General features: G+C 73.6%; 18 protein-coding genes. 5 read left to right on the top strand and 13 right to left on the bottom strand.

The features are described from left to right. The 3 genes from ACFQTY_RS08260 to ACFQTY_RS08250 are packed head-to-tail and all read left to right on the top strand — an operon-like array spanning position 1 to position 10,990. Positions 1-2,235, top strand: a complete 2,235-nt coding sequence (locus tag ACFQTY_RS08260; protein WP_378099300.1) for a carboxypeptidase regulatory-like domain-containing protein — start codon at positions 1-3, stop codon at positions 2,233-2,235. Position 2,236: 1 nt separating this feature from the next. Then, positions 2,237-4,825 (top strand): carboxypeptidase regulatory-like domain-containing protein, encoded by a 2,589-nt coding sequence (locus tag ACFQTY_RS08255; protein WP_378099298.1) that lies wholly within the window; start codon positions 2,237-2,239, stop codon positions 4,823-4,825. A 15-nt stretch (positions 4,826-4,840) separates the two neighbouring features. Then, positions 4,841-10,990: a beta strand repeat-containing protein gene (locus ACFQTY_RS08250; protein WP_378099296.1), complete on the top strand. Its 6,150-nt coding sequence runs from the start codon at positions 4,841-4,843 to the stop codon at positions 10,988-10,990. A gap of 426 nt (positions 10,991-11,416) precedes the next feature. Here the strand turns inward: ACFQTY_RS08250 and ACFQTY_RS08245 are convergent, their stop codons facing one another. Next, positions 11,417-12,166 carry a hypothetical protein gene (locus tag ACFQTY_RS08245; protein ID WP_378099294.1) on the bottom strand — a complete coding sequence of 250 codons (750 nt, stop codon included), beginning with the start codon at positions 12,164-12,166 and terminating at the stop codon, positions 11,417-11,419. Between the two features lie 405 nt (positions 12,167-12,571). Here ACFQTY_RS08245 and ACFQTY_RS08240 point away from each other — a divergent pair, with 405 nt between their 5' ends. Further along, on the top strand, positions 12,572-13,807 hold the full coding sequence (locus tag ACFQTY_RS08240) for a hypothetical protein (RefSeq protein ID WP_378099292.1): 1,236 nt from the start codon (positions 12,572-12,574) through the stop codon (positions 13,805-13,807). Positions 13,808-14,011: 204 nt separating this feature from the next. Here ACFQTY_RS08240 and ACFQTY_RS08235 read toward each other — a convergent pair whose 3' ends face one another. The 8 genes from ACFQTY_RS08235 to ACFQTY_RS08200 all read right to left on the bottom strand — a co-directional run bounded on the left by ACFQTY_RS08235 (position 14,012) and on the right by ACFQTY_RS08200 (position 22,152). Further along, entirely contained in the window at positions 14,012-14,908 is an 897-nt protein-coding gene (locus ACFQTY_RS08235) for a DUF4238 domain-containing protein (protein WP_378099290.1), read from the bottom strand. Positions 14,909-15,307: 399 nt separating this feature from the next. Beyond that, positions 15,308-15,886 carry a hypothetical protein gene (locus tag ACFQTY_RS08230; RefSeq protein WP_378099288.1) on the bottom strand — a complete coding sequence of 193 codons (579 nt, stop codon included), beginning with the start codon at positions 15,884-15,886 and terminating at the stop codon, positions 15,308-15,310. After that, positions 15,879-16,421, bottom strand: a complete 543-nt coding sequence (locus ACFQTY_RS08225) for a phage tail protein (RefSeq protein WP_378099286.1) — start codon at positions 16,419-16,421, stop codon at positions 15,879-15,881. Before ACFQTY_RS08225 ends, ACFQTY_RS08230 begins: the two co-directional genes overlap by 8 nt. Continuing rightward, positions 16,418-18,367, bottom strand: coding sequence for a putative baseplate assembly protein (locus ACFQTY_RS08220; protein ID WP_378099284.1), 1,950 nt, complete (start codon positions 18,365-18,367; stop codon positions 16,418-16,420). The genes ACFQTY_RS08225 and ACFQTY_RS08220 overlap by 4 nt, the downstream gene beginning before the upstream one ends. Further along, positions 18,367-18,804, bottom strand: coding sequence for a GPW/gp25 family protein (locus ACFQTY_RS08215; protein ID WP_263731318.1), 438 nt, complete (start codon positions 18,802-18,804; stop codon positions 18,367-18,369). Before ACFQTY_RS08215 ends, ACFQTY_RS08220 begins: the two co-directional genes overlap by 1 nt. Continuing rightward, complete coding sequence (locus tag ACFQTY_RS08210) at positions 18,804-20,588, bottom strand: phage baseplate assembly protein V (protein ID WP_378099281.1); 1,785 nt, start codon at positions 20,586-20,588, stop codon at positions 18,804-18,806. The genes ACFQTY_RS08215 and ACFQTY_RS08210 overlap by 1 nt, the downstream gene beginning before the upstream one ends. Before the next feature lie 2 nt (positions 20,589-20,590). Continuing rightward, positions 20,591-21,247, bottom strand: a complete 657-nt coding sequence (locus tag ACFQTY_RS08205; protein WP_378099279.1) for a LysM peptidoglycan-binding domain-containing protein — start codon at positions 21,245-21,247, stop codon at positions 20,591-20,593. Then, positions 21,247-22,152: a hypothetical protein gene (locus tag ACFQTY_RS08200; RefSeq protein WP_378099277.1), complete on the bottom strand. Its 906-nt coding sequence runs from the start codon at positions 22,150-22,152 to the stop codon at positions 21,247-21,249. The genes ACFQTY_RS08205 and ACFQTY_RS08200 overlap by 1 nt, the downstream gene beginning before the upstream one ends. Before the next feature lie 1,456 nt (positions 22,153-23,608). Between ACFQTY_RS08200 and ACFQTY_RS08195 the strand changes: the two genes are divergently transcribed. Further along, positions 23,609-23,845, top strand: coding sequence for a hypothetical protein (locus ACFQTY_RS08195; RefSeq protein WP_378099275.1), 237 nt, complete (start codon positions 23,609-23,611; stop codon positions 23,843-23,845). An 832-nt stretch (positions 23,846-24,677) separates the two neighbouring features. On the opposite strand, the gene ACFQTY_RS08190 is transcribed toward ACFQTY_RS08195, so the two are convergent. From ACFQTY_RS08190 to ACFQTY_RS08175, 4 genes are read right to left on the bottom strand one after another with little or no spacing between them, the layout of a single operon-like run. Continuing rightward, positions 24,678-25,151 (bottom strand): phage tail protein, encoded by a 474-nt coding sequence (locus ACFQTY_RS08190; RefSeq protein WP_263732261.1) that lies wholly within the window; start codon positions 25,149-25,151, stop codon positions 24,678-24,680. Then, positions 25,138-25,317 (bottom strand): DUF6760 family protein, encoded by a 180-nt coding sequence (locus ACFQTY_RS08185; protein WP_291761005.1) that lies wholly within the window; start codon positions 25,315-25,317, stop codon positions 25,138-25,140. The genes ACFQTY_RS08190 and ACFQTY_RS08185 overlap by 14 nt, the downstream gene beginning before the upstream one ends. Positions 25,318-25,320: 3 nt before the next feature. Next, positions 25,321-25,854: a hypothetical protein gene (locus ACFQTY_RS08180; protein ID WP_378100701.1), complete on the bottom strand. Its 534-nt coding sequence runs from the start codon at positions 25,852-25,854 to the stop codon at positions 25,321-25,323. 2 nt (positions 25,855-25,856) lie between these two features. Beyond that, positions 25,857-26,336: a phage tail protein gene (locus ACFQTY_RS08175; protein ID WP_337974290.1), complete on the bottom strand. Its 480-nt coding sequence runs from the start codon at positions 26,334-26,336 to the stop codon at positions 25,857-25,859. Between the last annotated feature and the right edge of the window lie 58 nt (positions 26,337-26,394).

Here is a 26,394-nt window from a genome sequence, read left to right as displayed (position 1 = left end):
GTGCGCGTCCTCAGCGGTGTCGACGTCCTGGAGGTCCCCCCGGGCGGGTCCGGCGAGATCCCGATCGACGTGGTGAACACCGGCACGGTGATCGACGGCGTCAGCGCGCAGGTGCTGGGGCTGCCCGCCGAGCACACGTCGTCCCGGCCGTCGGTGCTGGCCCTGTTCCCTGACGCGACCGGGCAGCTGGTGGTGCGGCTGGACCTGCCGAGCAGCTTCCCGGCAGGCACGCACCCGATCACGGTGCAGGTGACGGGTGAGGCGGGCACGGCGGGCGCCGCGCACCACGACGTCGACGTGGTGGTGGCCACCCGGCCCGAGCTGGCCCTGACCGCGGCGCCGACGACCATCCGGGCGCGCCGCCGGGCGACGTTCGAGGTGCAGGTGGCCAACCGCGGCAACGTGCCGCTCGACGTCGCGCTGCGTGCGATGGACAGCGACCGGAGCCTCGCGGCGACGCTGACCCCCTCCACCCTGAGCCTGGCGCCGGGGGCGACCGCCACCTGCGCGGTGCGGGTGCAGGGGCCGCGGCAGCTGCTCGGCCCCGACCGCGAGCGCGCGCTGCAGGTGGAGGGCACCGCGCTGGACCAGCACCAGGTGCTGCCGCTGGTGCTGCGGCAGCGGTCGCGGTTCAGCGCCGGGGTGCTGACCCTGCTGGTGCTGGCGGCGATCCTGGCGGCCTGGGCGACGATGTTCCTGCTCGGCGTGGGTGCGGTGCTGGGCGCGGACCCGTTCACCAAGGTGGCGCCGGCGTCGTTCTTCGCCGCCACGGGCGTGACGGCGGCCGGCGGTACCGGTGCGGCGGCCGCGGGTGCGGGCGACGGCGGCGCACCGGCCGGTGCGGTGCCGCGGGACGGGGTGCTGCCGGCGGGCGTCGGCGGCACGGTGGCCGGCACGGTGACCGCGGCCAGCGACCAGCAGGGCGTGGGACGGCTGACCGTCGAGGCGTGGCGGTCCACCGCCAACGGCCCGGTGCTGGTCGGCTCGGCGGCCACCCAGCAGGACGGCAGCTACGCCATCGCGGGGCTGTTCCCCGGGGCGTACCTGGTCAGCGTGCGGGCGGACGGGTACACCACCGTCTGGTACCCGGCGGCGGGCGACGCGTCCGGCGCCACGTCCGTGAACGCCGTCGCTCAGACGGTGACCAGCGGCGTCAACCTCACGGTCACCGGCGCCGCCGCGCAGATCAGCGGCAAGGTGGACGTCGGCGTGGTCACCGCACCCGTCGTCACCACCGTCGTCGCCCGGGCGACCTGGGCGCGCGACGACGCGACCCTCACCCGCACCGTGACCGCGGCCCCCGACGGCACGTACGCGCTGCCGGACGTGGTGGCGCCCGGCACCTACGAGCTGAGCTTCACGGCCCCCGGCTACCAGCCGACCACCATCACTGAGACGGTCACCGGCGGGCAGCAACGGTTCGCGCCGAACGTCACGCTGCGGGCCGGCACCGGCCAGATCTCCGGGACGGTGACGGACGGCAAGGCACCGCTCGGCGGTGTCACGGTCACCACGGCGGACGGCAGCAACCCGATCGTCGTCGGCACCCCGACCGTCGGGGCCGTCGGCACGTTCGTCATCCCCAACCTGCCGACCCCCGGCACCTACGTGGTCGCGTTCACCGCACCGGGCTACACGCCGTCGACCGTCGTGGTCGACCTGACCGCCGGCCAGTCGAAGACGGGGCTCGCGGTCGCGCTGGCGGGAGGCGCGGGCACCGTCACCGGCCGGGTGCTGGCGCCGGACGGCAGCGGTCTGGGCCGGGCGACCGTCACGGCCACCGGCGGCCCCACCGCGGTCAGCGCCACCTCGCTGACCACCGGCACCGTCGGCTCGTTCACGCTGGCCGGGCTCAAGCCGGGCCTGTACACGCTGACCGTCACGCTCGCCGGGTACACGTCGCAGAGCGTCGCGGTGGACCTGTCCACCGGGGTGGCGGCGCCGGTCAGCGTCACGCTGCGCCCGTCCTGGGGGACGGTGCAGGGCGTGGTCCGCACCGGGACCGTCGGCACGGCCGGCGTCAGCGTGGTGGCGACGGACGGGCAGCACAGCTGGACCACGACGTCGACGGCCGCGGCCGGCACACCGGCCGGGTACTACTCCTTCGTCCAGCTGCCGCCCGGGTCCTACTCGGTCAGCGTGTCCCAGGGCGGTGTCGTGGTCAGCACCGCCGTGGTCACCGTGACCGCCGGCGGCACCGTCTCGCAGGACCTGAGCCTGCCCGGGGCGGGCTGACATGCGCGTCGACCTGGCCCCGCGCCGCCTCAGCGCCGTCGCCGGCGCCCCGAGCACCGTGCTGGTGACCATCACCAACACGGACGACGTGATCAGCGGGTACGCCCTGCGCTGCCTCGGCGTCGACCCGGCCTGGGTCCGTACGGACACCGCCGAGCCGACCCTGTTCCCCGGCGAGAGCACCACGCTGACGCTGACGCTCGACCTCCCCGCGGAGCTGCCGGCCGGTGAGCGGCGGATGGCCGTGCAGGTGCGCGAGCTGACCGGCCCGGGCCGCACCGGCGTCGAGGAGCTGGTGATCGACGTCGCCGGCGCGCCGCGGGTGGACGTCAGCCTGGAGCCGACGGTGGCGACCGGCGGACGGTCGGCGGCGTTCGCGGTCGCCGTGGAGAACAACGGCAACACCGCGGTGGACGGCGCCGTCGCCGGCAGCGACCCGGAGAAGGCCGTCCGGTTCACCTTCGACCCACCCGAGTTCCACCTGAGCCCCGGCGAGCGGCTGGTGACGCAGCTGCGGACGACGGCGAAGCGGCCGCTGGTCGGCTCGCCGGAGCCGCGGTCGTTCGAGCTGCGGCTGGCCGAGCGCCCGCCGCTGCCGGCGCAGCTCGGCACCTGGGACGTGGCGGCAGCGGTCGAGCGGGCCGCCCGGGACGGTGCCGACCCGCTCGGCCGGCGGCCCGCCTCCCCGCCGGCGGCGGTCGGCGTCTTCGTGCAGAAGCCGCTGCTGGGCCGCGGGCTGCTGGCGATGGTCGGCCTGGTGGTGGCGATCTCCCTGTTCGCGGCCGTGATCACCACCGCATTGGGCGGCGTGGTGCAGCGGTCGGCGGCCGACCGGGACGTCGCGCTGCAGGTGGCGCAGGCCCGAGACCAGAAGACGACCACCGGCACCTCGGCCCTCGGCGGTCAGGTGCGGCTGCTGTCGACCGGCGACGGGGTCGCGGCGGTGTCCGTGGACGCGTTCGACCAGGCCGACGCGACCACGCCGGTGGCCAGCACGGCGACCGACTCGGCCGGGGCCTTCCACATCGGCTCGCTGCCCGCCGGCTCGTACCTGCTGCGGTTCCGCGCCGCCGGGTTCGGCGAGGTCTGGTACCCGGCGGCGTCGGCGCAGGCGAAGGCGCAGCTGGTGCCGCTGGCGGCCGGGCAGGACGTGACCGACCTGGTCGCGGTGGTGGGTGGGGTCCCCGCGACGGTGTCCGGGACGGTGACCGGCAACGACCTGGCCGGCGCCGTGGTGCGGCTGGAGCTGCCGCTGGACGCCGCACCGCTGGCCGGCAAGGTGACACCGCCGCCCGGTGAGGCGCCCGGCGCGACCTCCGGCGCCGTGGTGCGCAGCGTCCCGGTGGGCGCGGACGGCACGTTCACGCTGGACCAGGTGCCGTCCCCGGCGGTGTACGACCTGGTGACGACGAAGACGGGCTACAGCACCCAGGTGCAGCGCCTCGACGTCGCCGCCGGGGAGAACCGGACCGGCATCCAGGTGCAGCTGCTGGACGGTGACGGCGCCATCTCCGGCGTGGTGTCCGGCGCCGGCGGACCGGTGCCCGGGGCGACGGTGGTGGCCACGTTCGGGCAGGTGACGGTCCGCACCGTCACGCTGACCCAGGACACCCCCGGGGGGTTCACGCTGCGCGGCCTGCCGACGCCGGGCACGTTCACCGTGGTGGTCAGCGCACCGGGCTTCGCCCCGGCCACCCTCAACCTCAACCTCGGCGCGGCCCAGACGCTGACCGGCGTCGCCGTGACGCTCGGCGCCGCCGCCGGCACCCTGTCCGGCACCGCCACCACGCCCGACGGCACCGGCGGGGTCACCGTGACGGTCACCGACGGCGGCGACACCCGCCAGACGGTGACGCAGAGCGGTGCACCGGTCGGCTCGTGGGCGATCTCCGGGCTGCACATCCCCAGCACCTACACGGTGACGTTCTCCCGCTCCGACCTGGAGTCGCAGGTGCTGTCGGTCAGCGTGGACGGGTTCGGCACGGTGACGGCCGGGGCCGCGAGCGCGACCGCGGTGGACGTGAAGATGCGGCCGGCCACGGCGCAGATCGTCGGCACCGTCACGCAGAGCCCGGCCGGCGGCGGCACGGCGACACCCGCGGGCAACGTGCAGATCAGCGCCAGCTCCGGGCAGGCCCAGTTCACCGTCACGTCGGCGTCCACCCCCGCCGGCAGCGTCGGCACGTTCGCCATGCAGGGCCTGCCGCCGGGCACGTACACCGTGACGTTCAGCCGCAAGGGCACGCAGCCCACCTCGACCATCGTGACCCTCGCCGCCGGTCAGGTGCAGCGGCTCTCCCCCGTGCTGGTCTCCCCCGCCGCGATCAGCGGCGTGGTCAGCCAGCGCGGCACGCCCACCGTCGGCGCGATCGTGTCGCTGTACCTGGCCTCGCAGTACGGCACCGCGGCGCCGCCCGTGGCGACGGCCACCACCGACGGCAACGGCCACTACTCGTTCACCGACGTCGACGCGCCGCAGTTCTACCTGCTCGAGGTGCAGCTGTCCGCCAATGCGGCCGCTGCCGCCACGTCCCCACCGACCACGTTGAACCCCAGCCAGCAGCTGGTGCTCGACATCCCGATCCCCTGAGGGACCACCCGCCCCATGAGTGCACAGAGCGCACAGCACCCGAGCAGGCCGACCGTCAGCGTGGCGGTCGAGCCGGGCGCGCACGCGCCCGCGGGCCGTGAGGCCACCGTCCGCGTGCACGTGCGCAACCTGGCCGACGGGCCCCGCGACATCACCGTGTCCGCCATCGGCCTGGACGGCGCCTGGCGTCCCCGGGCCGCACGCCTGGTCGGTGTCCCGGCCGACGCCACCGCGTCCACCGACGTGGTGGTCGCCATCGCGCGCGGCGCGCTGCCCGGCACCTACCCGTACGGGCTCGCCGTGCAGTCCCAGGTGCCGGGCGGCGCCGGTGACGGCGTGACGATGGTGGACAGCACCCTGGTGGTGGACGCACCGAGCGCCGTGGTGCTCGCCGTCGAGCCGGCCGAGGCGACCGCCGTCCGGGCGCGCCGGGTCGCGGTGGTGCTGAGCAACACCGGCGACCGGCCGGCGGACGTGCTGGTGGACGCCGCCGCGTCCGACGCGCTGCGCGTGCAGCTGCAGAGCCAGGTCGTCAGCGTCCCGGCGCACGCGACGGTCCGCCTGCCGGCTCGCGTGGCGGTGCACCGGCCCCGGTTGGTCGGGCCCCGCACCCGCACCGCGTACTCGGTCACCGCGCACGGCGACCAGGCACCCGCGCACACCCAGGCGGTGCTGACCGCACGGCCGTTGCTGTCCTCCGGGGTGCTGCGCGGCGTGGGGATGGTCGCCGTGCTGGCGCTGTGGGTGGCCGGTATTGCCGTCGGGCTGCCTTGGCTGTCGCACCGGGCCAGCCAGTCGGCGACGACGGCGGGGCAGGCCGCGGTGGCTCCGGCACCTGCGGGCACCGGCGGGACGGGCGGCACGACCGCGCCCGGGAAGGCCGGTGGCGGTGCGGCCGGCGGGTCGGGCGGAGCGGCGGGCGGGTCGGGCGGCGGCGCTGCGGCGACGGGGGTCCGCATCGGCGGGATCGTCACGGCGGCGGACCCGTCGGGGTTCCGCGTCGAGGTGGTGCCGGCCAGCCTGCTGATCGGCGACACCGGTGCCGCGCCGGCGGGCGTCCCGGCACCGGCCGGCGGGGCATCGTCGGGCACCGCGTCCGGCGGCTCGTCGGGCGGCTCCTCCTCCAGCACAGCCTCGGGCGGCGCGCAGACCGCCGGCGACGCCGTCTTCCGCACCGTCTCCAACGTCGTCGCCGCGCCCGTCCCTGCGTCCGCCCCCGTCGACCGCTCCGACCTCGGCAAGGTCGCCGCCGGCGCGCTGGCGCTGCAGGCTGTCGGTCCCGCCGACGGCGCCCGCACCACGTCGTCCCTCAACGACGGCACGTGGGCGTTCGCCGGCATGGCGGCGCAGTCGAACTACCTGGTCACCATCTCCAAGCCGGGCTTCCAGACGCAGCGCTTCGAGCTGACCGGCGCGCAGGCGGCGGCCAACCCGCTCAAGGTGACGATGGTCGCCGGTGCCGGCCAGCTGTCCGGGCACATCACCGGGCCTGACGGCCCGCTGGGCGGCGTCGCGGTCACCATCACCGACGGCACCAACGTGGTCACCACCAGCAGCGCGACGCAGGGGAACGTCGGCTCCTGGTCGGTCACCGGCCTGTCGACCCCCAGCACCTACCTCGTCACGGCCGCGGCAAGCCGGTACGGCGCCCAGTCGAGCCTGGTCTCGCTGGGCCCGGGCGGCAGCTCGGTGGTCGACCTGACGCTGTCGCACGGCGTCGCCTCGCTGGCCGGGACGGTGACCGGTCCGGACGCGCTGGGCGCGATCGGCGGTGTCGGCGGCCTGACCGTCACGGCGACGGACGGCACCACCACCCGCACGGCGTCGACGGTCACCTCCGGCCAGGTCGGCACCTTCGTGCTGGCCGATCTGCCGGTGCCGTCCACCTACACCGTGACGGTCAGCGGTCCGGGCTACGCCTCGCAGACCACCCAGCTGACGCTCGGCACGGGCTCGTCGGCGGCACGGCTCGACATGCGGCTCGACCTGTCCACCGGCGTGGTGCAGGGCACGGTGCGCGAGCCGAGCGGGACGGGGCTCGGCGGCGCCGGGCTGAAGCTGACGGACGGCGTGAACACCTACAAGACGATGAGCACGTCGGACGCCGACGGCACCTTCCGGTTCAACGGCATCGCACCCGGCACCTACGTGCTGTCCGCCGACCTGTTCGGCCACCTCGCGGCGTTCGCCCCCGTCACCGTCGTCGCCGGCTCGGCGGCCACCGCGGACCTGGAGATGACGCCGATCCCGGGCTCCGGCCTGCTGTCCACCTCCGTGATCAAGGGACGGGTGTCCGACGCCCGCACCAACGGCCAGATCACCTGCACCAACCTGGGCCTCGACCCGAGCGGCAAGCCCGAGGTCTGCCAGATCACCGTCACGATGACGGCGCCGGCGGCCGACGGGTCCACCCGCACCATCACGGTCACCTCGGCACCGGACCTCGAGTACGTGATCCCGGCACCGGGCGACACGGGCCTGCTGCCCGGCCTGTACACGCTGACCGTGTCCGTCCCCGGCTACGAACCCGGCACGGTGAAGGTCAAGGTGCCGATGGGGCAGACCGTCGAGGCGGCCCAGGTGGCGCTGTACCCGTCGCCGTCCGTCGTCGGCACCATCCTCACGCGGGTCGGCGCCGTGCCGGCCGGCACCTGCGTGATCGCCCGGCCCACCGGCTCCACCACGCCGCTCGGTCCGTGTGCCGTCTCGACGGCCCCCGACGGCTCCATCACCTGCAGCATCACCGGCGGCGCCAAGTGCGCGGGCACCAAGCCCGACGGCTCGTACGCGCTCGAGCGCCTGGGCAGCGGCCAGTTCGACGTGTCGGTGCAGCCGGGCGACAGCGAGTACCTGCCGGTCGCCCCGGTGTCGATCGTGCTGAGCCCCGGCGACGTGCGCCGGTACGACGCGACGCTGGACCGGCTCGCCCGGGTGGCGGTCAGCGTCCTGTCCGACAGCGGCACGTCGTCGCTGGTGCCGGCGCCGGGTGCCGTCGTCACCGCCGTCCGCGTCTCGTCGGGCACCTACACGCCGCCGACCACGCCGTGGACCACGGGCACGGACGGTCAGGTGACGGTCACGCACCTGCCCGCGGGCTCCTACCGGTTCGACGTCACGTGGACCACCGTCCCGCCGGGTGCGACGTCGGCCGTGCAGCTCAAGGCCTCGTCGCCGGTGCTGACCGTGGGCAACAACCAGGAGATCGCCACGCAGGTGGTGCTCACCCGGCCGCGCAACGCCTTCGGCGGCACGGTGGTCACGCAGCTGACCTCGTCGGCGTTCAGCCCGGTGGGCGGTGCCACGGTGCAGCTGACCGGCGTGACGGGGTACTCGGGCCTGGTGCCCGTCACCACCTCGGTGCAGGTGACCACCGCCGCGGACGGCACGTTCCAGGTGGTGGCCAGCCCGGCCGACGTGACGTCGTCGTCCCAGGTGTACTTCCCGGTGGTGACCGACCAGCTCGACGTGACGGTGTCCTACACCGGCTCGCCGGCTCCGTACCGCACGCTGATCAGGTCGAACATCACCATCGCCGACCTGACGTCCCCGCTGGTGCTCGAGCCGACGGGCCGGCACTTCGACGGAACCATCACGTTCACCGGCGCCCCCGCGCCGACCGACGCCGAGCTGGCCAGCACCACGTTCACGGTGGTGCAGGGTCCGCCCGGGGCCAGCAACGCGGGGCTGCAGGCGGTCGCCTCCGGCACCCCGGGGTCCGGCACGCTCGTCTGGTCCGACCCGTCGCAGCCCACCGACCCCGCCGGCGGCACGCTGGTGCGGCCCGGCACCTACCGGGTGACCGCCTCGCTGCCCGGCTTCGACTCGCGCACCCTGACGTTCACCGTCCCGGTGCTCCCCACCGCCTACCCGACCGTCGCCTTCGACCTGCCGCGCTACGGGAACCTCACGGTGGCCGTGGTGACCGGCGCCGCGCCCGGCACCCCCGTCCAGGACCCGGTGGTCACGCTGATCCGGCCGGGATCGGCGAACGTGACTCTCACCGCGATCCCCGGCACCAGCTCGGTGTCGTTCGGGCAGCTGCCGAGCGGGACGTACCAGGTGCTGGTGCAGGCCGCGGGCTTCCAGTTCGACACGTTCTCGGTGACGGTCGCCGCCGGGCAGGTGGACCCGATCCCGGTGACCGTGACCAAGCTCGGCTCGATCGGCGGCACGGTGTCCGTGCAGCGGTCCAGCGGCGTCACCGCGACGCTCGCGGGCGTGCTGGTGCGCGCCGCGCAGGCCGGCGGGCAGACGTTCACGGCCACCAGCGACGCGGCCGGCGCGTACCGGATCACCGGCACCACCACCACGCAGGGCCTGTCCGCCGGCACGTGGAACGTGACCATCCTGGCGGCGGGCTACAGCTTCGCCGACGGGTCCACCTCGGTGACCGTGACGGTCGGCGCTGGTGCCGACGTGACGCAGGACCTGCTGCTCAAGGCCAACCCGGTGGACCTGCGGCTGACGATCTACGACCCCTCCGACCCGACGTCCACCGCGGTGAACGCCCTGGACGTGGCCCTGATCGGCGTGGACGGCACCAAGACGCAGGACTGCACCACGTCCACGTCGACCACGTGCCCGGTGCCGGCGCCGACCGGCGGCCTGTACGTGTTCACCGGCAACGACCCCGGCACGTACACCGTGGCGATCAACGGCGGCGGGTTCGCACCGCTCACCGTGAACATCACGCTGGCCGCCGGTGAGCCGACCATCCTCAGCCTGCCGATCGCGGTGCGCAGCAACACGATCACGGGCACGGTGTCCGGCCAGGCCGGTGCCGCGGCGCCAGTGGCGCTGGACGGCGCGACGGTCCAGCTGAAGGACTCCGGCGGGACGGTGCTGAAGCAGACCACCACGTCGGCCGGTGCGTTCACGCTGACCGGCATCGCGGACGGCTCGTACTCGCTGGCGTTCGCGGCGACCGGGTACGGGTCCACCACCAGGTCGGTCACGCTGAGCGGCGGGCAGCTCTACTCGGCGGACATCGTGCTGTACACGGTGTCCCGGCAGGTGACGGTGACCGTGACGTCGCCGGAGGGCTTCGACCTGACCGGCGCGCTGGTGTCCCTGGTGCCGAACCCGCCGTCCGGCGGCCTCGCGCTGGCGGCGCAACCGGCGGTACGCACCGGGACCACCACGTTCGCGACGACGTTCAACCAGGTGCCGCCCGGCGCGTGGACCGCGACGGTGTCGGGCCCCGCCGGCCACGTCGGCACGTACACGGCCGCGGTGGCGGCCACGGACACGGCCGTCACGGTGACGGTCGACGAGCTGCGGGTCCGGGTGACGGCGACCTCCGCCACGTCGGGCGCGCCGTCCATGCCGTTCGTCATCACGCGCAGCAACGGCACCGCCTCCGGGACCACCGTGTACTCCGGCACCGCCGGCATCGACACGGGTGCCGAGGTGATCTACGTCGACCGGACCTCGAACTACACCGTGACGCCCAACGTGACCGGCTGGCAGGTGTCCCCGACGTCGGCCGCCGTGAGCACCACCGACCCCAGCGTGTCCGAGGTGACCACCGCGTTCACGCTCTCCAAGTCGGCGAGCACCACCACGCTCGCCGTGTCCCCCACCACCATCTCGCCGGGCGACACCCTGACGCTGACGGCGACGGTCAGCCCTGCCTCGGGCAGCGCCTCGGGGCTCACCGGCGGGACGGTGACGTTCTTCCGGGACGGCGTCTCGCTCGGTGACGTCACCGTGTCGAGCAGCGGCGGCACCCGGACGGCCGTCCTGACGCCCAGCACCACCGGGTGGGCCGGCGGCAGCACCACGTTCACCGCGCAGTTCAACGGCACGGCGACCTTCGCGTCGTCGACCTCTACCGGCGTCGCCGTGACCGTGCGGTACGCGAGCACGACGACGCTCGCCTCCGACATCAGCACGTTCAAGGCCGGCACCGCCCAGCCGATCGTGCTGACCGCCATGGTGACCGGCGGCACGGGGACGGTGGGCGCCGGGACGGTGACGTTCAGCCGGGACGGCACCAGCCTCGGCACCGCGACGGTGAGCAACGGGACCGCGACGCTGACGGTGCCGGGCACGACGACGTCGACCTGGACCGCCGGCACCTCGACGCTGACGGCGGCCTACGGGCAGACGGCGACGCTGACCGCCTCGACCAGCGCGGGGGTGACGCTGACGATCACGCCGTGACCGCAGGTGCCTGCGCTCGGGCCGCCATCGCTCCGGATCAGACCCGAGTGGAGTCACTCGAGCCGCACATAGCAAGCGCCACGGACTCCAGATCTGTCTCCGACCTCGGCGGGAGGAGCGACCCATATGGACGGGTCAGGGCATCGCGCAACGCGGCAAGCACTGAAGCTGCCGAGCCTGGCCCCGACGGCGACCCAGGCCTGCGTGTCGGGTGCCGTGGCGTAGCCGAGAGTCCCCGCGAGGGGTCATCGAGGCCCTTCACGTGCGCCTGTGAGCCAACGCCACCCCCCGACAAGGAGCCGCCAGGCGCGGGCGTGCTGACGACCCCGCGACCGTCCTGTTCGGCTCCGTCTCCAGTGAGTTGCCTGGGTTCGGTCTCGCCGCAGTGCTCGCTCGGCGCTCGGCCAGTCCGGCGTCCGCCGCTGGCTATTCGTCGTCGTCGCCGACAGTCTCGGTCGTGCGTGCCCGTAACCACGGGTCGCCCGAAACCTCCTCCGCCTCGAGGTAGACCCTGGTGGCCAACGGGTTGAGCGGTTCCAGCGCAGCTACGCGTCGTCGAGCTAGCAAGCGGCTCAACAGTCGCCGCCGTCGGATCGCGCGCGGCGCCAACCGGGTCCCCGCAAGCCACTCCCGATAGATCCGAGGGCTCCGAAGGATCTCGTCCTCGACAGCTCTCCGGCTCGTCGGCGAGATGATCCGGTTGTCCTCGGCGACTGGGAGCACGCTCTCGTTCGCGAGGAACACCTCCGTCAGGTCAGCGCGGTAGGCCGGGTCCACCATCCACCGGGCAATGTCGTTGTTCACATCGACCGCTAGGTCAATTCTTGGCTCAGGTGCCGACGCCGAGGCACGCGACGGATCGCCCTTCTCATCCCACTGCTCGTCAAAGTCCATGCTGACGTAGTGGTCGATCAAGTCCATGAGCGCGGTCGCCCCCGGCCCCATAGCGGCTACGAAGTGGTTCATGTCGCGGAACCGGAGCAACACGGGGTCGCCTGTGGCCAGCAGACGGGTGAACTCTCGGATGGCCGCCGCGCGACGCTCCTGAGTCGACGTCTTCCGGTCCAGTCGCCACAGCCCTATGGCGATGGCCGCCGGGACAACGGCGGCCACGACCGTGACCAAGAGGTTTAGCCAGTCGAACCAACCAGGCTGGGTGACGACAGCCGTAAGCATGCGATCGACGCTATATGAGCGGAGATGCGGGTTCAGGGTCCGAAGTCCGACGGCAGGCTTTGGCGGTGCGTCACCGCGGGTCAACCGATCACGCAGCCGTCACGTCATCGGTGCGTGGAGCCGGATGCAGAGGTGGCGCCACCGATCGTCAGAGATGTCCACGGCGACCGTCTGATCCACCCAGTCCCCGGCCACGGTATCGACGTCCTCGGCGCCGTCTCGTTCCCAAACCAGGTGTACGGCGACATCGATCTTCTCCCAGCCCAGAATTTGGCGGTCCCGCGGCGGCTACGGCCAGCGGAGGCTTGGCCGCGCGTGAGCGGCGGCAGGGAACAACAAGGTCGACGACCGGCTTGAGCGCAGCGCTGCGGCCGATCGAACCGTTGCGGCTCGTAGGCTGCGGCCGTGGACTCGGCTGCACGCCCGCGCATCCTCTTGAGATCGGTACCGCCCGAGCTCGTGCCTGAGTTCGAGGGGATCCCCGGCACGCTGACGTTCGTCAGCGAGTCGGACGACGTGCACCCCTCAGACCACGACCTCCTCGTCACGTTCGAGGCGGCGCCTCAGATGGGCCTTGATTGGCACGTCCTAGCGTTTGGGGTGAGGGCCTTCAACTTCGGCACGAGCTCCTACAAGCGCCTCAACCCCCATAGCGTGGCTCGCGACGTGTTCGTGTCAGACAACGAGGATGCCCGCGCCATCAGGAGCCTCATCGAGCGGACGATTCTGGCGACGCTGCCTCCGCCACCCCGGGCCACGTGGGTCCCCAACGTCAGCACACCCAGCGAAACGCCCACCCCGCTAGTCCAGGTCGGCCAGGAGAAGAGGGTCTACGCCTTCCGGGCGCGGAAGGGTTCACGGCTTCGCATGTGGGCCTTACCCGAACACACCACAGAGCATCGCGTGTGGCTGTTGCACGTGCTGGAGGTTCTGCACGAAGTCGACCCGGACCGTTTCCCGGGTGACCCAGAGTGGCAGGCGGGCACGCGCTGGGCCACGCCCGAGCTGGCTGCCGCGCACGACGCCAGACGGCTAGCGGAAGAACAACTGCAAGCCACCGTGGCGGCTGCGACGGAAACGGTCGCCGCGGCCGAGGATGCCGTCACCGTGGCGCGGAGTACCGCGGCGACTGGGATGTGGCGGCTGTTGACCGCCGAGGGGGACGACCTGGTCGACGCGGTGCAGGCCGCGCTCACGGACCTTGGCTTCGATGCGAAGAATGTCGACGATGAGAACCGTCTGCGGCACGGGCGACGCCTCGAGGATCTACGGGTCGCCGACCCCGAGCAGCCTGACTGGGAGAGCCTCACCGAGGTGAAGGGGTACACCAAGGGCGCCAAGGTCACTGACGTTCATCAAGTCGCCCAGCACCCTTCCATGTACTTCGCGATCGACCGCGGGCGCGGACCCCGGACCGTCTGGCATGTCGTCAACGCCTGGCGAGAGAAGGACCCCACACTGCGCGAGTCGGCCATCCCAAACGACGCCGATCTGAAGGCCCTAACAGACGCGCCCGGGGCGCTGATCGATACACGCGACCTGTTCCGCGCTTGGCGCGACGTACAGAACGGTAGGGCCGCGGCCGCCGACGTGCGGCACTCCCTCCGCACCGCGGTGACGCGGTGGAAATGGCCAGCCTAGGTTCGTCCAGTGCCGTGGGATGGCGCTGCACTGAGCCTGTCGCCTGCAGGAACGACGACGATCCAGTCAGTCAGCGCGGTGCCGAGGACACGTGGTGAAAGACCCGTACGCGGACTGGCCCCGGCGAAGGCAGACGCCGACGGACCTCATGGCAGCGCGCCCGCGAGATGACCTCACGAAGCCGATCGGTGCCTTGTTCTTCCGTCATCGTGGGTGCCTGACATTGGCCAATTCCTGGCGCATTTCGCGGTCGGAGGCCCCTCCGGGACGGCACGCTATCCAGCGAACGAAGCCGCGACGCTGGTAACTATTGAAGGTCCGCGCCACATCCAACGTGATCGGCACCTCCGCAGGTTCGGGCCCCATGCCGATCAGGATCGTTGGACTGATTGGCATAACAATGTCAGTGGCCTCCATGAAGGCGACGCCTTGGTGCGGACCTACTCCGTCGTGACCGGGGCGCAGTGTGATGACAGGCGCGTCCCCGATCAGCAGATCGGCGCCAGGATCGACGTAGCCGATCTGGACACGCCCCCTGGCTGCAAGGTCTGCGCGGACCTTCTCGTAGTACTGGGCAACCGTCTCGCTGAACATCTCGTCGTTGACCTGGTCAAAGAGCTCCTGGTGCACCCGTTCATTGATCCAGTCGAGCTCCGCTGCCCCAGCGGCAACGAGGCCCGTCCGCTGCCGGAGAAGTACCGAGAGAATCTCCGGCCTGGACGACAGGCCGCGGATTCGGTCATTGAGAACCCTCTGCGCGACCTGCTCGTGTGCTGCCCGCATCGCGCTGGAGCGCACCCAGTGCATCGCCACCAGGTCGCGCAGCGTTTCGACCGCGTCAGGGTTGTCCAGCGCTCGTCGCTCATCTAGCAGCTTGTAGACGGCGTGCATCTTGGACTCGACCGCGCCCCAGCGTTGTTCGGCGGTTGCCCAGTCGAACCGGTCGAAGTTCGATCGGAACACGCCACCCGGGCCCTTGCGGTAGATCGCGTCCTTATGTCGGTCGTACACGCTGAGTACCTCACCGTGGACAAAGCGCCGCAGCACGACCCGCGAGACGGTGTGCTGGTTCTTCTGAGGTTCAACCAAGCGGTCAGCCATGGCCCTCAAGTGTGCTCCGTCGGCCGACTCCTCGTGCTCTCCGCGACAGACATCGTGGGCTCCGTTAGTGCGACCGGCACGGTGGGCCCTGTTCGTCTACAAACGGGTCCGACGAAGAGGCGGGACCCGCCGACTTGTCGCCCTCGGCTCTCCAGGGAGGTCGCTGATCAGGTGCGTCGTTCAGAATGTGGAGTTGATCCTAGGCGGAGCCCCGTGGGCAACGAGGCCGTGTCGCGGCCACGCGCCGGTCAGGGCGGTCGGCCGCACGCCGGGCTCCCCGGCGGAAGTTCGGGGGATTCCCACCTGTGCTCGACTCCCGTGCCGACGGTGGGGCGCGGATTCCAGAACCGTGCCATTTTCTGCCGCGGTTCAAACGCCGCCCACCGGCCAATCCGCCGCTCAGTAGTGCGTGCTGACCCACCACGCGATGCCGCCGATCGCGGCCATCGCCAGGTACCACCACCACGGGAACCGCACCTTCGGCTGCTCCCGCGGCACCACCACGGGCACCACCACCACGGGCTCGGGCACCGGCAGCGGCACCGGGACGGGCGGCGGCGGGGGCACCATGTCGGCCCCGCACCGCACGCACACCACCGCGGACGGCAGGTTCAGCTCCTCGCACACCGGGCACGGCACGGTGGCCAGCAGCAGCGCGCCGGACGCGCCGGGCGAGCGCCGTCGGGCGTCGTCGGGGCCGTCCTGCGGCGGCACCGTGCGGTCCTGCGGGCGCGCCCAGAACAGCGGGTAGTCGCACGTCGGGCAGAAGTCGTCGGCGTCCCGACGGGCCAGCGCGACCGGGGAGGCCGTACCGCACTCGGGGCAGACGATGGTCACCTCGGCCGGCGCGGGAACCGCAGCCGGCGCAGGGGTCGCGGCCGCGAGCGCGGGGGTGCGGACGACGACTGTCGGCGCCGTCTCCGGCCGCAGCGGCCCCGTCGGGGCGGCGAACGCCGGCACTCGCACGGGCTCAGCCACGTCGCCCCTCCTCGGCACGCGCCTGCGACCAGATGTCCCGGTCGCCCACCCACAGCTGCGCGCGCACGTGCGCAGGCACGTGGTCCGCGATCAGCGCGACGAAGTCGACGTCGTCCAGCCCACCCGTGGACTGCACGTGCATGACCACCCAGGCGTGGTCGGCCGGCGCGTCGCCCTCCCGCCACACGCCGCCGCCGTCCTCCACCAGCGCGGGGCCGCCGCTGAACAGCTCGAGGAAGCTCTGCAGGGCGCCCGGCGTCCCGCGCCGACGCATCGTGCGCGCCGCCATGGTGACCAGGCGCCGCTGGGTCAGCTCCGGCAGGTCCGGGTCGATGCCGTCCAGGCCGATCCAGTCGGCCATCCAGCGCACCATCGCCGGCGGCGCCACGGTGGGGTCGGCCAGGTGCGGCAGGTTGTCGCCGTGCGCCAGCAGCGTGCCGGCCTCGGCCTGGAAGATCGAGACGAACCGCGCGAAGAACTCGTCGCTCACCATCCCGACGGGCAGCTGGTCCACCAGCCACGTGTCGCGGCTCATCGGACCACCACCCGGTGCTCGGCGGACAGGAACAGGGTGTGCGGCTCGGGGTGCAGCACGTCGCGGCCGCTGCCCAGGCGCCGGCCGGTGCGCAGGTCGTACTCGAACAGCTGCACCTCCTCGACGCGCTCCACGCCCTCGACCGCCTCGAGCAGCTGGGCGATCTCGGCGGCGGTGATGTCCTGGTCGAACGGCCACCCGTTACCCGACGGGCCACCGGTCAGCGGGTTGACGTAGCGGTCCACCACGGCGAGCACGCGCTGGCGCACCAGCGCCACCGGCCGGCCTGGCAACGCCCTGACCAGGGCCGCCACGCTGACGCCCTGGTAGAACGGCGTGCCGATCTCGACGGCGACGCCGACGCAGCGGCGCTCCTCGAGCACGTCGGCGATCGCGTGCAGCAGCGGCTCGGACAGCGCGAAGTCGTCGATCTTGTGGTTGCGCGGGTCGGTGCGCACCTGCGGCACGACGAGCACCCGAACGGCACCGTTCTCCGTCGCCGTGCCCGGCAGGCACCGCGCCCGGGCCACCTCGACGGACGTCTCGCGCGTCAGCCGCTCGTAGTCCCCGGCGGTGACGGCCCGCTGCCCGGTGCGCAGCGACAGCGGCCCGCGCACCTTCGCCTCGTCCACCGTCTCCGCGTCGACACCACCGGCCGCGGGCACCAGGTTCACCACGCTGGCGACGAACGGCAGCGTGGACCGCAGCTCGGTCAGCGTGCGCGCGCCGACGTTGCCGGCCGCACCGCCGCCGTGCCGGTAGCCCGTCACCTGCACCAGCGCACCGTCCGGCGGGATCGCGCCGTGCTGGCGCACCGACCCGTCGGCGTACCGCACGCGCGGTCCGAACCGCACCACGCCGGTGGACGACTCCCACACCACGTGCCGGTCCGCCGGCCCGGACTCGGAGAAGTCGGCCACCTCGGTCCAGTCCTCGGCGCCCACCGTCGTCACCACCCGCACGTGCTCGCCGTCGCGCCGCGCCGCCACCGGCACCGACGCGACGCGGAACTGCTGCGCCGGGACGCCGACCGACCGGCCCAGGTTCTCCGGCCCGACGGTCATCGCGTGCTCGGCGGGCACCGTCAGGCCCACCACCTCGGCGCGCACCGACTCCAGCCGCGGCGACGCCTGGTACGTCGGCTGCCCGGGCGCCGGGCGCACCAGCCGCACCCGCAGCCAGTACGCCGTCGTGCCCGCCAGCATCAAGGAGGCGTGCGCCTGCGGCACCAGCAGCACGATCTGCCCGTCGCGGTTCAGCCCGCCCGTGGTGTCCTGCTGCACGCGCACCGGCGTCCACGCCTCACCCGTCCACACGTCCCACGCCAGCGGCGGGTTGGTCGGGTCGACACCGATGCCCTGCGCGGACGCCTGGACGGTCAGCCGCAGGGCGGCCCCCGCCAGCGACTCGGCGAAGCCAAAGAGGGTCGCGTCACCGGGCTCGAGCGGGTCGGAGACGAAGCAGGTCACGGCGCTGCCGGGGTAGGTCAGGTCCTCCCAGGCGTCCACCGTCTGCTCGCCGCGGGCCCGTGCCGAGTGGGCGGCGATCATCCGCGGCGGGCTCACCACCGCCTCGTGCTCGGTGGAGAACACGACGGCGTCCACCGCACTGGTGGACGTGGTCACCTCGGTGCCGGCCGGGATGGTCAGCGGCCGCTCGGATGGTGCCGAGAGCCAGAACGTCACGTCCGTGCGGGCCACCGACGGCGGGAACGGCTCGATGCCGGCCAGGTTGAGGAAGTGCACGTACAGCCGCTCGGGCACCTGGTTCACCCGGAACAGCACCATCTCGCTCATCCACGCGAACAGCTCGATCAGCGCGACGCCGGGGTCGGACACGTTGTGGTTGGTCCACTCGGGGGTGAACCGCGGGATCAGCCGCTTGGTCTCGTCGACGATGTCCTGGAAGGACCGGTCGTCGAGGTTCGGAGGGGGGATCGGCGGCATCAGGAGTCCTCACGCGGGATCACGTAGAAGGGGTAGACGAGGTTGCGGCGGTCGTTCGTCGCGCGGACCCGGTAGCGGATGGCGATGCGGACCAGGCCGCCGTCGTCCTCGTCCTGCACCGGCTCGACGTCCTCCACCTCGACGCGCGGCTCCCACTGCGCGAGGGCGTCCCGCACCGCCTCGGCGATCAGGCCGAGCAGGTTGGCGTTGACCGGCTCGAACAGCAGGTCCCAGATGCGGCAGCCGAACTGGGGTCGCATCACGCGCTCGCCCGGGGCGGTCAGCAGCACCACGCGGATGGACCGGTCGAGGTCCTCCGGGCCCTGGGTCAGCCGGATCGCGCCGCGGTGGTCCACCTCGAGGGGCCAGCTGAAGCCGCGCCCGATGAACGACGCGTCGGGGACGGCCTGCGTGGGGTCGGGGATCGAGAGGCTCATCAGTTGATCTGCACCATCGATCCCTTGACTGCGGTGATGCCGGAGGACTGCAGCGTGGCGGTCCCGTCGGCCTTCAGGTCCACCTCGGGGGCGGAGGCGGCCACCTTCGCGGTGCCCTTGGCGGTCACCTGGACGCCCTCGAGCGTCAGGTCCTGGGTCGCCTTGATCGAGATGGTGGTGCCGGACAGCGTGATGGCGCCGTGGCCGTCGAGCTTGATGGACGACGAGCCCGAGGCGATGGTCAGCGGCACGCCGTCCGGCAGCGTCAGGTCCGCCTTGTCCTTGCCCAGCCGCAGCCGCACCTCACCGCCCGCGAGCGCCAGCCGGATGTGCTGCGTCGCGGCGTCCCTCCCGTCGGCCAGCTCGACGACGTGACCCAGCCGGGAGGTCAGCGTGCGGTGCGCCACCGCGCCGTCGGCCACGAGGTTCGTCGGGATCTTGTCCTGGCTCCCGAACAGCCCACCCAGCACCACGGGCCGGCGAACGTCGCCGCCCTCGAAGCCGACCAGCACCTCGTCGCCGACCTCGGGCATGAACACCATCCCGCGGTCGGCCCCGCCACCGAGGACCGCCACCCGAGCCCACTGCGAATCGATCGTGCTGTCGAGGCCGGGCAGCGACACCTTGACCCGGCCCGCCTGCTGCGGGTCCTGGTCGATGGCGGAGACCAGTCCCACCACCAGCCCGTCGTGCGTGAAGCTCGACGCGGTCCCCGTCGCGACGGCCGGTGCGACGAGCGTGCCTGGCTCCCGGTCACCCGCGACGAAGGTGGTGTGGAACCCGGCCGGCCGGTAGGTGTGCTCCACCTCGCGCACGTAGTAGGTGCCGGAGGACGGACCGCCGTCGCGGACCTGCACCAGCACCCCGGGTCGCAGCGTGGGTGTGATCTCGCACCGTCCCCGGGCCAGCACCGCGCCGTTCAACCGGCCGACGGCCTTGGCCAGCGCCTCGGCGTCCGACTGGTCCACCGGCCCGGCCTGCGCGTCCAGCACGGTCGCCGTCGCCAGCCCGGAGGCCGGCGCCAGGGACCCCAGCCCGTCCGGCACCGCCGACCGGCTGGTCTGCGCGTCGCCCACCACCGCGGTCTTCTTCAGGTGGTCCCAGCCGCGCACCCGCACCGAGCTCGGCGCATCGGCGTACACCCGTGCGGAGAAGTCCCGAAGGCTGTCGCCCACCGCGAGCCGCACGGCCGCCGACCCGGTCCCGTCCGGCAGGGCCCACGCCCGGAACGTGGAGCCGTCCATCTCCCAGTCCAGCCCGTTGCGCCGGCACAGCTCGTCGACGAAGGCGAGGTCGGTGTCGGTCTGCAGCGTGTACTCCAGCGTCGCCGTCGTGGCCGTCACCGACGGCTGCGCACCGGCCGCACGGACCACCTTCTCCACGATCTGCGACGCCGTGACGTTGAGGAAGGTCGCCGCCCGCGCGGACCGGCTCAGCTCGAAGGCCAGGTCCTCCGCGACGACGTGCAGCTCCGGCTGACCCCCGTCGCGGTGCTCCACGCCGGTCGACGTCACCTTGCCCTGGAAGACCACCGTCGCGGTGGCACCGTGCTCGACGCCCTTCGCGCTGACCCGCACCGCCGTGCCGACCTTGAGCTTGCTCGCCTGCGCCAGGGTGTAGCCGGGATCGACGAACCGCATGGTGCAGCGCCCGATGGTGCGCACGGCACGCCGCACGCGCAGCTCGACCAGAGCGTTGCTCCAGACGGTCGGCAGCTCGGTGCCGTTGGCGGCGATCACCGGGGCGAGCGCCATGCCGTCGGAGGCGAGGGGGGCGACGGACACGCTCACACCTCCAGCCGCGGGATGGACAGCCGGGAGCCGGGACGCAGCGACAGCGGGTCCTCGATGCCGTTGGCGACGGCGAGCGTCCGCCAGCGGGTCGCGTCGCCGTAGTACCGGGCGGCGATGCGGTCGAGCGTCTCGCCGGGCTGCACCTGGTGGACGCGGTGCGGGCGGGGCGTGCCGGAGGTCGGGTTCTGGGGGCCGAACGCGTGCGACTCCTCGTACTGGCGCAGCACCAGCGCGAGCGTGGCGCGCAGCGGGACGCCGGTCGACGAGAAGTAGGTGAACGTCAGGTCGAGGTGCGCGATGACGGCCTTGAACGAGTGCAGGTCGCCCCAGTGGAACGTCACGTACGGCGGCCGGGCGTTGTGGGTCGCGTCGTTGGCCCCCGGCAACGACGGGTCCACCTCCATCAGCCCGAGGATCTTGCCGGTGTACCGCGTGACGGCGGTGCCGTCGTTGGTGGTGTCGAAGAACAGCTCGACGGCCATCGTCGCCGGTCGCGCACCGGTGTAGCGCAGCCGCGGCACGCCCCGGCCCGGCATCGACTCCCCCGCCCAGCTGTTGCTGCGCGTGATCGCCAGCTGCGCCGGGTTGAACAGGCAGGGCAGCCGTTCGCCGCTCTCGATCTCCAGGAACGCCTTCTCGGTCGCGGCCATCAGAACACCCCCGGCATCCGGCGGCGTCCGCGCCGCTCGAGCTCCTCGACCACGCGGTCCTCCAGCCGCTCCAGCACCCGGTCCACCAGCTCGTCCATCACCTCGGGCGGGAGCACGGCCTGCGATGGGTCCTCCGGCGGGGACCAGGACCGGCTGACCCGGTCCGCGGCGCTCGGGCTCATGACGGCTCCCTCGGTGGTGCGCAGGACGGTGGCGGCGCCGGGGACGCCGACGAGACCGGAAGCTCCGCCGACGGAGCCGCCCGAGCCGGTGGCGAATGCCGTGCCCGACCAGCCGGCACGGCTGGCGGAGGTGCTCTCGAACGCACCGGCCGCCTCGGCGGCGACCAGGGCGGCGAGCCTCGCCGGGACGGACCCGGCCGGCGTCCCCGCGGTGGACGGTGCGGGGGCGGAGACCGAGCGACGCAGAGCGTCGGTAGGGCCGGACGACGGCGTAGGGCGGTCCGACGGCCGCCGGCCGGCGCGGGCCGACGACGGCTCCGGCGGCCCTCCCGGTCGACCACCGAGGCCCGTGGTGCGCGGCGGGAGCACGACGAAGCCAGAGGCGACCCCGGACAGCTCCACCGGCGCGGCGGCGCTGCGGTGCAGGCTCAGCACCGCAGCGGGGCTGCGGCGCGACGGGGCCGGCGCCCCGGCGACGCTGCGGTGCACGGTCAGCGCCGAGCCGGCGCTGCGGTGGGACGCGGGCGCCGCGGAGCCGCGCGAGACGGCTGTCGACGCCGCGAGCTCGACGGGCCCGGCGGCGCCCACCACGACGGCGCCCAGCGCCGCGTGTGCGCTGCGTCGGACGTCGCCCGGCGCAGGTGCGGAGACGGGTGTCGGTCGCCCTCCGGCGGCCACGAGGGGACGGACGGTGGGCGCCGCGGCGTCCGCTCGCCGGCGCATGGGCGCAGGAGCTCCGTCCGGTCGGCCCGGTCGGTTCGGCGACGCAGGCGAGCCGGGTCCCTCCGGACCGACGATGCCGAGCGACCACGAGCGGCCTCCGGGTGCGGCGTGGACCCGCCGCACCGGTGCTACGCGGCGTCCGTCCGTCCGCGCGCCGGCCCGCGCCGCGGCCCCGGTCGGCACCGGCAGCACGCCGCGCGGCGCGACCCGCTGCAGCGACGTCCCACCAGCGATGGACGTCCCACCGGTCAGGACTGCTGCACGGCGGCCCGCATCGGCCGCGACGCCACGCTCGGTCCCGGCGGTCAGGGCCCCTGCGTGGCGGGCGGAGGCGACGGCCGACGCTCCCCAGCTGCGCACCGCGCGCCCGGCACTGGCCGCGCCGCCAAGCAGCCCGTCGTCGGCGCCGTGCCCGACGGCCAGCCGGTCGATCGCCACCGGCAGCCCGCTGTACCGACGCACGCTCGCGGCCCGGCGTGCACGCCGCGACGTCCCGTGCACGACGGCATCCGGAGCGGCGAGTCGCTGTGCCGGGACGGACGTCGCGCTGCGGCCCGCCGAGTCTGCGCCGGCTCCGGCCGGGATGCCGGCTGCCTCGGCCGCCAAGTTCGCCTTCGAGTCGGCTGCGGACGGGGCGGTGGCGGTCGGGGGAGCCGTCTGCCGGTCGGTCGCCGGGGGGTCGGTGGACGGCCGGGCATGGGCATCGACCGGAGCGGTGGGCTGAGCGGTGATCGACTGCGCAGCACCCGTCGGAGCACTGCTCGGCTGTGCCGGCGCGGCGACGGCTGCGGCCGGTTGGGCAGCGGCCGGTTGAGCAGCGTCCGGCTGGGCAGAGGTCGGCTGGGCTGTGGTCGGCTGAGCTGTGGTCGGCTGAGCAGGGCTCGGCGCGCCTGCGGTGCGCTGAACGGCGGTCGGCGCCGCAGGTACGGGCTGCGCTGCGGTCGGCTGCGCACTCGTCGGCCGGAGGGCGGCGGGCGGAGCCAACGGTGTCGGAGCGCCAGGGCTGCGGGTCGGCGCCGACGAGGCCGGTGGCGCAGCCGCCGCGGGGGCCGCGGAGGCCGCTGCCCGCACCGCGCCAGACGTATCGCCCCTGGCCGGACGCGCCTCCGGACGCGGCCCGGCGGAGCGGGCACCAGCGCCGGACCGCAGTCGTCCGCCGCCGATCGGCGCTCCGACCGTCCCGGCACCCGCGGGTCGCAGCCGCACCGGCGCTCCCAACGCGCGCCGCAACGGTCCGCCGAGCGCACCGTCCGTCGCTGCCGTGGCCCCGTCCGGTGCGACCCCGAGCGGGGCGAGCGACAGCGGTACCCGCCGAACCGCCAGGTTCGACGCTCGGCTCGTCCCCGAGGCCTCGCCGCTCACCGCAGGGTCGTTCGACGCTGCCCCCGACGTCCCGACGGGCTCGGCCCCACCGTGCCGCGTCGCCCGCGCTCGCGGTGCAGCAACCGTCCCCGCCGTGCGCGCCGCGGGCCTGGAGGTGGACGTGGGCCTCGGCGTGGACGAGGACGTGGACGTGCCGAGCGTGGCCGCGCCGCGGCCGCTCTCCTGGGCACCGCCCGTGGCTCGCACATCACCGGCCGCGCGCGCGTCACCCGCCGCCCGTGCCGCCTCGCTGGCAGCCAGCCGTCGTCGGACGAAGCGGCTCACCGGCGTCGCCCGCCCCGGCGTCCCGGGCGTCGACGTCCCCGCCTGACGGGCCGCACCAGCACCTCCCCGGGTCACCGCAGCCGTGCCGTCCGTCGGCCTCGGCCGCGCCGGCCCACGCTGCTCGGCATCCCGCCGCACGGCCGCCTGCGGGGAACCGGCCGACGTGCCGCGACGCGGCAGGTCGGGCGCGCTGCCGGCCCCCGAGGTCTTCCCCGGCGAACCGACCTGCGCCCCGCCGGCATCCCTGGGTGGAGGCGGTGCCGTCCGACGCCGCCGGTCGAGCGAGGTGATCATCGCGCCGGCGGCGGTCACCTCGGCGGGCAGCCGCATCGGCAGCGTGCGCGGTGCCGCGGTGACGGACAGGCTGCCGGGGCCGTGCGACTCCTCGGTCGGCACGCTATGCACCACCCGGCGCAGCCCGCGTGCCGGCAGCTCGGCGGCGGCGCTCACCGCGCCGGCCGGCCCGGTCGTCGGGGCTGCCGGGCTCGTCGTCGTCCCCGCGACCGTGCCGCCGTCGACCCCCGTCGCCTCGACCGCGCGCGCGGACCGCCGCCACCACCGGGGTGCCCGCACGGTCGCCAGCCCCGCGCCGTTCGCCTGCACGCTGGCCGGCACGCCGATCGCCCGCCGCACGGCCAGCGGCCGCCCGGTCGCCGACCCGAACCGCAGCGAGCGAGCGGCGACCTGGCCGATCGCGCCGTGCCGCAGCTGGCGACCCGGCGACCCCGGCGGCCCGTACCGCGCCCACGGCGACGGCGGTGCGCTCAGCTCGCCGGTCGCTGCGGCCGCACCGGCCGCAGCCGAACCGGCCCGCGCCTCCCCCGCCGCACCCGCACCGGCCGCGGCCGCGGCCGCACCGCTCAGGACGTCGCCACCGCTCACGACGTCTTCGCCCGGAACCCGTTGTGCGCCACCTCGAGCTGCTCCACCAGCTGCCCGGTGCTGTCCACGTTGAACTCCGGCCCGGTCCACCGCACGGCGAACACGTCGGCGAACTCCCAGGCGCGCAACCGCTCGCCGGTGTAGCTGATCGCCGTCACCGCGCCCGTGCTGCGCTTCACCTTGTTGCCGTTGGCGGCGAAGTTCTCGCCCGACGAGTTGGCGACCCACGTGAACAGGGCGTCGCTCTCCACCATCCCGCGGCTGAACACCAGGTTGGGCCAGTGCAGCGTGCCGGGAAGCTTGTGCACGTACTGGTTCTGGCCGCCCTCGACGTAGGTCTCCACGTCGACCGTCAGCTCCAGACCGCGCACCTCGCGGAACGTGCCGATCTCGACGCCGTCCACCTCGAAGATGAAGTACCCGGTGGTCGACGGGTCACCGCCGAGCGGTGTCCGGTCAGATCCCGCCACCGTCGCGCACCGCCTCCCACGCTCGTTCGTTCAGGGCAGAGACCGCCCGGACCATCCGGACGCGGTCCAGGTGCTCGAGGTCGAGCAGGTCCGCCATCGACCAGTGCAAGTGGTAGGCGAGGTAGGCGATCTCCTGCCAGAGCGCCTCAGCCGGGTAGCGCAGCATGGGTCACCGGCCGTCGGACGGGATCTCCTCGATCGCCGACCGTCGCCCGTAGGTGACCGTCGCCGACGTCCCCACCCCGACCGGCACACCGGCGGCCGCGCCGCCGTCGCCCACCGCAGCAGCCCCGGCGTCGGCCCCAGCGGCACCGGCCACCACCGGCGCCGCCGCCTGCTCCGGCAGCACCACCGGCGTCGTCACGGGCGCCTCGGCGTCGCGCTGCGCCGCCAGCAGCTCCTCGTACTCCTCCTGGCTGCCGAAGTTGATCACCCCGTAGAAGTCCTGGAGAAACGCGAGGTCGGCGGCGAACAGCCCCTCGATCTCGTGCCGGGTGACCAGCTCGAGCGTGCCGAGCCGCTCGACCACCCGCGCCAGCACCACGATCGTCAGGCGCGGGTCGTCGGGACCGTCGATCGTCGGGTCCCGCAGCGGCTCCAGCTCGTCGCGCGCCGTAGCCAGCCGCATGGTGCCGGTGCGGTGCACCTCGCCCTTGTCGTCGACGTAGCCGCGCGGCAGCGTGAAGTCGTAGCGGGTCTGCATGGTCACTTGACCCGTGCGAGCCGCTCGATCGTGAGGGTGATCGTCTCCTTCACGGCGTCCGAGCTGTCCACGCTGAGCTGGTCCGTGGAGATCTTGCTGGGCCAGCCGTTGAAGAAGTTGAACCGCGCGAGCTCCTCGTGCGTGTGGTCGTACATCACCACGGAGCCGTTCTTGCGGTTGTTGCTCCGGTCGCTGTTGAGGATGCCCTTCTCACGGATGTTGTTGAACCACTCCCAGAGCTTGTCGCCGTCCATCTTGGCGGGGGCGACCCGGGTCAGCGTGAGGTCGGGCGCTGCGGTGGTCGCACCGAGCGTCTTGATCAGCTGCTGCTTCCCGTCCTTGCCGGCCTGCTGGATGGTGGCGACGGAGACCTCGACGTCGAGGCCGCCGACGGTCATCAGCGCCGTGACCACCTCGCCGTCGATCTCGAGGAAGAAGTTCTGGGAGATGATCGGGTCGGTCTTGAACAGCCCGTCAGGCATGGTGGCTCCTCGGCTCAGGGTGCGGTTTCCCGGTGGGGGCGCCCGCCGCCCACCGGAT

It is taken from the genome of Cellulomonas sp. T2.31MG-18 (assembly GCF_964266755.1).
Classification (GTDB): Bacteria; Actinomycetota; Actinomycetes; order Actinomycetales; family Cellulomonadaceae; genus Cellulomonas.
The sequence above is the reverse complement of the archived record's forward strand: the minus strand, read 5'-3'. Positions and strand labels throughout refer to the sequence as shown.

Coding starts and splice junctions, on each gene's coding strand:
- ACFQTY_RS08255 (WP_378099298.1), top strand. CDS start 2,237: ATGCGCGTCGACCTGGCCCCGCGCCGCCTCAGCGCCGTCGCCGGCGCC.
- ACFQTY_RS08250 (WP_378099296.1), top strand. CDS start 4,841: ATGAGTGCACAGAGCGCACAGCACCCGAGCAGGCCGACCGTCAGCGTG.
- ACFQTY_RS08245 (WP_378099294.1), bottom strand. CDS start 12,166: ATGCTTACGGCTGTCGTCACCCAGCCTGGTTGGTTCGACTGGCTAAAC.
- ACFQTY_RS08235 (WP_378099290.1), bottom strand. CDS start 14,908: ATGGCTGACCGCTTGGTTGAACCTCAGAAGAACCAGCACACCGTCTCG.
- ACFQTY_RS08225 (WP_378099286.1), bottom strand. CDS start 16,421: ATGAGCCGCGACACGTGGCTGGTGGACCAGCTGCCCGTCGGGATGGTG.
- ACFQTY_RS08220 (WP_378099284.1), bottom strand. CDS start 18,367: ATGCCGCCGATCCCCCCTCCGAACCTCGACGACCGGTCCTTCCAGGAC.
- ACFQTY_RS08215 (WP_263731318.1), bottom strand. CDS start 18,804: ATGAGCCTCTCGATCCCCGACCCCACGCAGGCCGTCCCCGACGCGTCG.
- ACFQTY_RS08205 (WP_378099279.1), bottom strand. CDS start 21,247: ATGGCCGCGACCGAGAAGGCGTTCCTGGAGATCGAGAGCGGCGAACGG.
- ACFQTY_RS08200 (WP_378099277.1), bottom strand. CDS start 22,152: ATGCGCCGGCGAGCGGACGCCGCGGCGCCCACCGTCCGTCCCCTCGTG.
- ACFQTY_RS08185 (WP_291761005.1), bottom strand. CDS start 25,317: ATGCTGCGCTACCCGGCTGAGGCGCTCTGGCAGGAGATCGCCTACCTC.
- ACFQTY_RS08180 (WP_378100701.1), bottom strand. CDS start 25,854: ATGCAGACCCGCTACGACTTCACGCTGCCGCGCGGCTACGTCGACGAC.
- ACFQTY_RS08175 (WP_337974290.1), bottom strand. CDS start 26,336: ATGCCTGACGGGCTGTTCAAGACCGACCCGATCATCTCCCAGAACTTC.